General features: G+C 48.8%; 7 protein-coding genes. 3 read left to right on the top strand and 4 right to left on the bottom strand.

Going from position 1 to position 8267, the window contains the following annotated elements; genetic code table 11:
- Positions 1 to 1598 (bottom strand): AMP-binding protein (locus PHW04_18695; GenBank protein MDD2717922.1); only part of this gene is annotated, 1598 nt, incomplete at its 3' end.
- Positions 1599 to 1674: 76 nt separating this feature from the next.
- Here PHW04_18695 and PHW04_18690 point away from each other — a divergent pair.
- Together PHW04_18690 and PHW04_18685 are read left to right on the top strand one after the other, a co-directional pair.
- Complete coding sequence (locus PHW04_18690) at positions 1675 to 2142, top strand: hypothetical protein (protein ID MDD2717921.1); 468 nt, start codon at positions 1675 to 1677, stop codon at positions 2140 to 2142.
- Positions 2139 to 4385 carry a response regulator gene (locus tag PHW04_18685; protein MDD2717920.1) on the top strand — a complete coding sequence of 749 codons (2247 nt, stop codon included), beginning with the start codon at positions 2139 to 2141 and terminating at the stop codon, positions 4383 to 4385. Before PHW04_18690 ends, PHW04_18685 begins: the two co-directional genes overlap by 4 nt.
- On the opposite strand, the gene PHW04_18680 is transcribed toward PHW04_18685, so the two are convergent.
- Both PHW04_18680 and PHW04_18675 read right to left on the bottom strand, forming a co-directional pair.
- Entirely contained in the window at positions 4382 to 5146 is a 765-nt protein-coding gene (locus PHW04_18680) for a rhodanese-like domain-containing protein (GenBank protein ID MDD2717919.1), read from the bottom strand. The genes PHW04_18685 and PHW04_18680 overlap by 4 nt on opposite strands.
- A gap of 53 nt (positions 5147 to 5199) precedes the next feature.
- Positions 5200 to 6855: an FAD-dependent oxidoreductase gene (locus tag PHW04_18675; GenBank protein ID MDD2717918.1), complete on the bottom strand. Its 1656-nt coding sequence runs from the start codon at positions 6853 to 6855 to the stop codon at positions 5200 to 5202.
- A gap of 305 nt (positions 6856 to 7160) precedes the next feature.
- Here PHW04_18675 and PHW04_18670 point away from each other — a divergent pair, with 305 nt between their 5' ends.
- Positions 7161 to 7697: a hypothetical protein gene (locus PHW04_18670; GenBank protein MDD2717917.1), complete on the top strand. Its 537-nt coding sequence runs from the start codon at positions 7161 to 7163 to the stop codon at positions 7695 to 7697.
- A gap of 37 nt (positions 7698 to 7734) precedes the next feature.
- Here PHW04_18670 and PHW04_18665 read toward each other — a convergent pair.
- A partial coding sequence (locus PHW04_18665) for a 6-phosphofructokinase (protein ID MDD2717916.1) occupies positions 7735 to 8267 on the bottom strand: 533 nt, incomplete at its 5' end.

Genomic DNA, 8267 nt, shown 5'->3' with positions numbered 1-8267 from the left:
CTGTTGATGATCTTGAGCGCTTCCAGCCCGACCCGCTGGAATTTTTCAACCGGATCAGCCTCAGTGAGGCCGAGCTTGGAGAGTTCATCCGGATTCAGAAGCACTGCGGCCCGGATCGAATCCTGGGTGGAATCTCCGCCGGCAGCGTATGGCCAGGCATCCAGAAAAAGCGGATGCAGGCGGATCTTCTCCCTGATCGACTCTGCAGAAACCCTTTTACCGCAATTGAGCTTGATCACATTGTCGCATCTGCCCAGGATCATCAGACTCCTGTCAGCGCGGAATTCGACCACATCGCTGGTATTGAACCAGCGCCTGCCGTTTCTGATTTCAATGGTCCGGCTGTCCAGGCCCGGATCATTGAAATACCCAAGCATCACGCTCGGGCCGCTCACGAGCAGGCAGCCGCCCTGGTCGACCATGCCTTCCAGATTGTGCAGCAGGGGGCCGCACTCTCCTGCATGGTTCAGGTAGTACCTGGATGAATAGAAAAGGTCTTCCTGAAACGGCTGGACTGATACCACTGGGCTCAGTTCGGATGTGCCGTAACCGTTGATCACTGGTATGTCGAGGTGGTGCAGCGAGACCTGCAGCTGCGGGGAAAGCCTGGCGCCGCCGGAAACGAAACAGCGCAGCCCGGGGAATGAAGCCCGGATCTGGCTTCCGATCAGGTGTGAAAGATTAAAGCCGAAAATCCGGTGTATCCATCCGATCAGGCGGTAGGCAGAGAGAAAGGTCAGATTGAATAGTATTCCTTTTTCCGCGATCTTTTTGAAAATACCCCTCTGCATTTTTTCCAGCATCAGTGGAACTGCGATGATAATGGATGGAGAGGTTCCGCGGATAATCTCTGAAAATCGCTTATGGCTGCTCGCCAGGGTCACAGATGCATTATAGGTAAGGGCGGTCAGGGCTACAGTGAGAGGAAAGGCATGATGAAGGGGAAGAATGATGGCAATATTGTCCGAAGAACCGACGTTAATGCGGTTTCCGATTCCCTCCACATTGGCTGCCAGGTTCTGGTGGCTCAGCAATATGCCTTTAGGCTCTCCGCTTGTACCTGCAGTATAAATAAGCAGAGCAGGATCCGATTCCTCGACTTCAGAGGGATATTCCCAGAGGTCGAACTCGATCAGCTGCTGGAAATTATAGGTCGTTGGTCCGGACACGACGTTTTTTGTGCGTTCAGAATCGAGCAGAATCAGGTTTTTGATTTTCCTGAGCGGTTCGCACCGGTCAAAGCATCCCTGAGCTGAACAAAGCGCCGCCACTGCTCCCGAATTTTCCAGAATATACTGCAGTCTTTCCGGCAGAATGTCCACATCCAAGGGAACCGCAATCGCTCCCAGATCGAGCACAGCCAGAAAAAACTTCAGCCACTGCCTCCTGTTTTCCGACAGGATCACCACCCTGTCACCTTTTCTGATTCCGAGCCTGTGGTAAAGAGCGCTGGCGATGTTTCCCACGCTCCTGCAGAATTCATCAGGGGATGTTTTTTCATAGACCAGCTGGCAGTTTTCAGCTCTCCTTGTTTCATAGCCCTCAATCAGGGAACCGTTCCGCTGCCTTCTGATGATTCTGGAAATCAGCAGTGACATTCCAACAGGATATTATCGTGCATAGACTATTTCAACTGATTTGAGACCGTAGATTTCCTACAGCTTTCTTTGAGGCTTGCCAAAAAACGGGAGAGGGGATATTGTATTGCCAGGCACAGACATGAATATCAATGAAAAATCATTCAGTACACCGGTGCTGATCGTCTGCCTGACACTTTTCATACTGTTAGGAAGGTTCTGCTATGTCGGCATTTTCAGCCTGAACAGCACTCTGGGCAAAGATTCGCCTGACGAATGCTATCTGGCAGAAGTCAGCGATTTCAACAGACCAGGTGTTTTCGGAGGCCAATACAGCAGAGGGGATTTTCAGATCCGTGATATCCACGGGACTCTGGTCTGGAGGAAGACATTGTCTCATCCGGGATTTTACCTTGACTGGAAGGGATTCGGCAAAATCGCCTGGGAGCCTGATTCATCCAGGGTCAGTTTTATTTACAACCAGCCCAGCCAGTTCGTGGAAAGCATCACTCTGACCATCACTTCTCCTCCTCTTACCAGAATCGAGAAAAAAAACAAGCCATGACTCTCCGCCAGAAAACTCTGCTGATCATCTCGCTGACTGCCCTGATTTTGAACTTCGGTTTACTTGCCATTTCAAAGAGAATCCTGCTGTCGCGATTCCAGAAAATAGAAAACCTGAATACACAGGTCAACGTCAAACGTGTGATTGCCGCAGCTGATGATGATGCCGCACAGCTGAGGATCACTTCTCTGGATTACTGCTGCTGGAACGATGCATATAGATTTGTGCAGGGACTTTATCCGAAATTCCCGGATCTGAACATGCTGGATTCTAATTTTCTCAGCCTGCAGATCAATTTTTTCCTCTATTTCGACAGCCGGGAAAATCTGGTGTTTTCCAAGGCCTATGACCTTGAAAACAAGATCACTGCAGAGATTCCTGCCGGACTGATCGAGACAGCCATGTCATCCAAGACTCAATTCGCGAATCTTGATCCTGACAAAACCGAATCCGGGATAATCATGCTGCCTTCAGGCCCTGTATATATCGCAATCTCTCCAGTCCTTACCAGTGAACGGAAAGGACCATGCATGGGGCATCAGGTTCTCGGCTACAGTCTTAACCAGAACCGGCTGAAAAGTCTTTCAGACAGAACTAATCTCATTCTAACGGCATTCCCATACTATTCTGCTGAAATCGGAGAATTCAAAAACATCTGTCAAGACCTCGTACAGGCAGATGAACCCTTAGCTGTGATAGGTGGAGAGAATGAAATTTTCGGTTACGGACTGATAAATGATATTTTTGGGAAACCGGCAATTCTGCTTAAAATCAGCCGTACGCGTGAAATCTACCGCATGGCATGCAACACCCTGGAATTTTTCCGGATCGGATTGATCGGTTTGCTGATTCTGACAATTTTTCTGCTGAGCTTTCTGATGAAAAAATTCATTCTGGACAGACTGGAAAATCTCAGCGCTGAATTGATGAAAATTAAAGCTGCTGGAGATCCTTCAGCCAGAGTCAGCGTCGTAAGCAGCGATGAGATTTCTGCGCTGGCAGTTGACATCAACAATTCCTTGATTTCACTCGATTCGGCAGGCCGCTCCCTGCACGAATCTGAAATCAAGTTCAGGGTGATGCAGGAAAAGCTCGCCAGAGCCGAAAAAATGGAATCCCTGGGACTTCTGGCCGGAGGCGTGGCACATGACCTTAATAACATCCTGGTGGGGCTTGTTTCATATCCGGACCTTTTACTGCATGAACTTCCGGAAGACAGTAATCTGCGTGAGCCGCTTGAAACCATTAAAAATTCAGGAAAAAGGGCCTCAGCCATTGTCCAGGACTTGCTGACTCTGGCCAGGCGCGGCACTGAGATCGGAAAAGTCTTGAATCTGAACGGGATTGTGAGGGAATGTCTGGGTTCAACATCCATGCTGGAACTTTGTGCTGCCCATCCTCAGGTCAGCCTGATCACTGAACTGGACAATGGTCTGCTCAATCAGTCCGGGTCCCAGAATCAGCTCTGGAAAGTGGTTTTCAATCTGCTCGCAAATTCTTTCGAAGCTGTTCCTGCTGGAAAGCCCGGATCAGTCAATCTCAGCACCAGGAATCAGAATCTGGACAAGCCTGTGAAAGGTTTCGAGTTGATTCCTGAAGGCGAATATGTCGTTCTGGAAGTAGTGGATAATGGAATCGGGATCCCGGAAAATGAGATGTCCAGGATTTTCGAACCGTTCTACAGCAAGAAAGTCAAGGGACGCAGCGGGACAGGTCTCGGACTGGCGGTAGTCTGGGGAGCTGTGCGTTATCACAACGGTTATATTGATCTGCAATCAACGCTTGGAGAAAGAACGATTTTCCGGATATTTTTCCCGGCCAGCCGGGAAAAAACGGAAAAAGAGGAAATCGAGTTAGTCACTGATGGAAACGGGGAAACAATTCTGGTAGTCGACGATGAACTGCAGCAGCGCCAGCTCGCTCTGAAAATGCTGGAAATGCATAACTATAAAGTGGAAACTGCGGGAAGCGGAGAAGAAGCGATCGGGTTGATCAGGAATCGTTCTTTTGACCTGATTGTGCTGGACATGAAGATGGAACCCGGTATTGACGGCCTGGACGCTTTCCGTGAAATAGTTAAAATAAAACCAGGCCAGAAAGTGGTTGTATTGAGCGGATTTTCAGAAAGCGACAGAGTCAGGGAAGTAATCAACCATGGAGCCGGTAGATTCCTCCGCAAACCATATACCGTGCACGACCTTACCTGCGCTGTCAGAGATGTGCTGAACCCGGCAAAAAATTAATTTCCTGTCACAACCGGCCTGCCTTCTTCCTGCCATTTCAGGATTCCGCCGACCATGTTGAAGGCTTCGGCAAATCCGAGCTTTTTCATGATTTCCGCAGCTTTTCCGCCGCGTACGCCGCTGCGGCAGTAAACTATGTAAGATTTCGTCTTATCCAGAGTTTCCAGTTTGGCGGAGAAATTCTGATCGTAATAATCCAGATTAACGGCATTCTGAAGATGGCTGACCTTAAATTCGTCGGTAGTGCGCACATCAAGCAGCAGTATGTTCCCTGCCGCGATTTTATCAGCTGCATCGGCTGTGGAAATTTCGGCTGCTCTGCCCGGATTTTCCGTTGTGACCACAGGATTCCCTTCGGCCTGCCACTGCAGGATCCCGCCGAGCATGTTGTAAGTTTCGGCGAAACCGGCTCCTGACATGGCATCCATGGCAGCCTTGCCTCTTTTACCGCTGCGGCAGTAAAGCACATAACTGAAATCCTTGTTCAAGGTTTTGATTTTTTCTGCGAAGTCGGCATAATAATCGATATTTACAGCGTTCTTGAGATGTCCCTGCTGGTATTCCGCAAGTGTTCTGACATCCAGCAGCATGAAATTCGAATTCTCCAGGTTGGAATCAATGATGGCTTTGGCTTCGTTTACCGTTATTTCATGGGCTGACTTGAGTTTAAGCGCTTGATAAGTGAAACCCTTCAAAATCATTCCTGCAGTGAATGACACAAGAAAGATCACAAACAGCTTTCTGGGACTAAAACTTTTCATGGAACCTCCGTAAAATGTTGTCAATTGAATTATCGTAAATATCCGCGTTGAATTTAGGGTTCAGAAGACTGCTTGTAAAATTTATAGGTCTTGTAACCACCACTCAGATTTCTGACATCTAATCCATGCTGGGAAAGGATGCGACAGGCAATATATGATCTGAGCCCGGTCTGGCAGTTGATTATGATGGGTTTTCCGGAAGGCAGTTGAGCCATTTTACTTCGAAGTTCAGGCAGCGGTATGTGGATGCTTCCGGGAATCGCTCCAGCTGAAATTTCTTCCTGGCTTCGGACATCCAGCACTATACCGCCATCCGAAATGTGCAGGTCAATTTCCTCAGGGTAAGCAACCCTGACAATACCGCGGAGCATGTTTTCCGCAGCGTATCCTGCCAGATTGACCGGATCTTTGGCTGAAGAATACGGCGGGGCGTATGAAAGTTCCAGTTCAGTCAGATCGAAAACTGTTTTTTTGAATTTGATCATGGCAGCCAGAACATCCATCCTTTTGTCGACTCCGTCGGTACCTAGGATCTGGGCTCCGAGCAGCTTTCCGTCCGCCCGGCAGAACAGGAGCTTCAGGGAAAGAGAACCGGCACCAGGATAATATCCGGCATGGGACAAGGCATGCGTGTAAACCTTAGTAAAATCAATTCCCGAATTCTTCAGACACTTCTCGTTGAGCCCGCAGGATGCCACAGTCAGTTCGAAGAATCTGGTGATGGCTGTTCCCAGCGTTCCGGAATATTTCCGTTCAGCACCGCAGATATTGTCGGCTGCGATCCGTCCCTGCCTGTTGGCAGGACCGGCCAGCGGAAGGCAGACCCTGGTTCCGTCTACCGCATTTTCGATCTCCACCGCGTCTCCTACTGCATATATGTCTGGATCAGATGTGCGGAGGAACGCATCAACCACAATTGAGTTTCTGATTCCGAGTTTAAGGCCGCAGGAGGCTGCCAGCATGGATTCCGGCACTACCCCTGCACCTACGATCACTAAGTCTACCCCGATTTGCCGACCTGATTCCAGTGTCAGCAGAAGTCCGGATCCATTCTGTTCTGCTTTCCTGATCCGGTCAGACAGACAAAGCTTGATTTTTCCTGACATCAGGTTTCTGACGATCACCGCCATTTCAGGATCAAGATTCGAGAGCACCTGGGAAGCGGTTTCCACCATGAATACCGACAATCCTGCACGCACCAGATTTTCCGCGACTTCCAGGCCAATATAGCCGCAGCCGACGATTAACGCTCTTTTCGCTCCGCAGCTGATCGCTTTCATGATTGACTGCAGGTCCGGAATGTTGCGCAGATTGTAAACAGCCGGAAGTTGATTCCCTTCAAAGGGAATCTTCAGGGATGAGGCTCCTGGTGACAGCACAAGCTGATCGTAAGGTTCCTCACTGGTCCGGTCAAGTTTCAGATCGCGGATCAGGACTGTCTTTTTCTCTCTGTGAATTTCCAGTGCTTCGTGTCTGACCCGCACAGTGACATTGAACCTGCTTCTGAAGCTTTCCGGGGTATGGATCAGGAGGTCCTGATAATCAGGAATTGCACCTGACAAATGATAGGGAAGACCGCAGTTGGCGAAAGAGATGTGCTCTCCGCGTTCGATAATGCTGATTTCAGCGGATTCGTCATTACGCCTGAGCCTTGCTGCACAACTCGCACCACCGGCAACACCGCCGATTATGATCACTTTTCTAGGCATGTATCCTCGCTTTTCAGTCTGGGCCGATTTAGAATCGACCCGCGCTTGGATGATTTTAATCGATCCTTACCGTAATGTCCTGAATTCATCCCCTCCAGTATATCAAAAAAAGATTTGGATCAACTTGAATCTCCCGGATGTATGGTAACTGTCATTTTGCACCAGGCATTGACAAGGGAATTATGTCGTTTATAATCAATTCAGAATGTAGATTAAGGATCGAGAATTTCTCAGTCTTAAGACTTTTATACCGAAAACAACACAGTATTGATTTACGAGTGGGAGATCTGAAAAAGAGGCTTTTCATGATTAAAAAATTATTTGCAGTAGCTATGCTGATCATGTCCATGACTGCAACCGCATTCTGCCAGGAACGCGGCACAGCTTTCCAGAGTATTTATGACTTTAAAATCAGCGCGATGGAGTACCTGAAATACAGGCAGTTTAATGCAAGCGGCAGTGAAAAACAGGTGATTGAGTCTCTACTTTGCTCATATCAGCAGACCGGTCTGATCGCTCTGGAAGCCACTGCTTCAGGCCAGGTGACTTTTCTGACTGCAGCTCAGTCATCATTCGCCACTTTTCCAGACAGCACACAAAGCAAATACACTGTGGAAGACAATGAACTCTGCGAAAGCATCCTGCTCTATTTTGACAAAGCCAATCTGAAAGTCTTCAACAGAAAGTATCTGGATTTCAGTACTCAAGCCGGAAAAGTCGTTTTTCAGGATAATCTGTTCCATTATTATGAAATAATATTGAAAAACCAGACAGGAGAAACTCATCGCGAAGTGCGCACAGAAATCGCGGTGGAATCAGCGCTGAATTATCCTGAGATATAAGGGTCGATTTAAAATCGACCCTTACAGATGAACTTAATCAATCTCCAAAGCAGATACCTAAATCCCGTCCAGTCATCACAGTATCGCAGTCCAATGGCACGCTTTTCATGCGTTTGGTAGCTTCCATAAGCGGCACATACTTGACAGTAGGCGGGTCCAGAGCTACCATCACGCCTGATTTGCCTTCTGCCAGCGCCCTGATCGCGGCAGAACCGAATCTCAGGGCGATCAGACGGTCGAAAGTAGTGGGAGAACCACCGCGCAGCAGATGTCCGAGCACTACAGTCCTGGTTTCCTTGCCCGTCAATTCCTGAAGTTGCTTGGCTACGATTTCACCGGCTCCTCCGAGCTTCTCGGCGCGTCCGAGTTCCTTTGAGACCACAGAGAGTTCTCCACCGATGGGCTTGGCGCCTTCTGCAACTACAACTATCGAAAAATGCCGATGCTTCTTTTCCCTTTCCAGGATTTTGTCCGCTACTTTCTGGATATTATATGGTATTTCAGGAATCAGGATCGCGTCTGCAGTCCCTGAGACGCCGGTATTGAGAGCTATCCAGCCCGCGTAACGTC

Source organism: Candidatus Wallbacteria bacterium (assembly GCA_028687545.1).
GTDB lineage: Bacteria > Muiribacteriota > JAQTZZ01 > JAQTZZ01 > JAQTZZ01 > JAQTZZ01.
The sequence above is the reverse complement of the archived record's forward strand: the minus strand, read 5'-3'. Positions and strand labels throughout refer to the sequence as shown.